This is a genomic window from Endozoicomonas arenosclerae (assembly GCF_001562015.1).
GTDB lineage: Bacteria > Pseudomonadota > Gammaproteobacteria > Pseudomonadales > Endozoicomonadaceae > Endozoicomonas_A > Endozoicomonas_A arenosclerae.
On record NZ_LASA01000320.1, the window covers coordinates 1 to 862 of the forward strand.

The following is an 862-nucleotide window of genomic DNA, read 5'->3' on the forward strand; positions in this document are numbered from 1 at the left end:
ATGGTTGAGTGATCAGGAATGGGGTTCTCCAAAGATAAGCCTGCAAATAATCGCATTGAGGCTATCTCATAAAGTGCATCTTCCATTGCTGGGTCACTCAGGCTGTACCAGTGTTGTAAGCAGTGAATACGCAACATGGTTGCTAGCGGGTAAGGGCGTCTTCCATTACCTGGCTTTGGATAAAAAGGCTCAATGACGGCTTCTAATCGAGACCAGGGAATCAGCTTCTCCATTCTGAGTAAGAACTTCTCTTTACGAGTCTGTCGCTTTTTTTGGGTGAACTCGCAGTCGGCAAACGTGAGCTGATTCTTCATGGTGAACTCCAAATATGAGCTGATGGTAGATTAGGGAACCTGCGAATAACCTCTAATTTACTTCCCTTCTTGAATCGAGTTCGAAGTAGGACTGAAATCAGAGGTCTCAACCCCTTATTTGTATGATATTTAGCCACTTTCGTGACTTCAGGGCGGACTAACCCTGTGCCCGGATCATTTGATCCAGTCGAACAATATTCGCCAGGGCAAATAAAGTAGACAGTTTATTGTCATTCTTCTTCAAACCTCGATACCTGGCTTTTATAAATCCAAATTGACACTTAATGATTCTGAAGGGGTGTTCGACTGCTGCTCTCAGACTGGCCTTGGTAAATTCCAGTTTGATGGGCACCTTATTTTTTCGGGGATGCTTCTTCAGCTCTTTCAAGATGCTGGGCTTTTCAGCTATGAACCACTCAGCTTCACAGGACTCCAACTCTTTCCGATTCTCGGCCCCGCGATAGCCGGCATCTGCAAAGATAAATTKCTCATCCCCGTGCAGCAGCTGCTCTGCCTGATTCAGGTCATGTTCGTTAGCTGGGGTGGTC

At 46.0% G+C, this 862-nt stretch carries 2 protein-coding genes; both read right to left on the bottom strand.

Annotation, left to right across the window (positions count from 1 at the left end):
* A partial coding sequence (locus tag WG89_RS29030) for a transposase (RefSeq protein ID WP_172806971.1) occupies positions 1 to 314 on the bottom strand: 314 nt, incomplete at its 3' end.
* A gap of 157 nt (positions 315 to 471) precedes the next feature.
* Positions 472 to 862 (bottom strand): transposase (locus WG89_RS29035; RefSeq protein ID WP_153301916.1); only part of this gene is annotated, 391 nt, incomplete at its 5' end.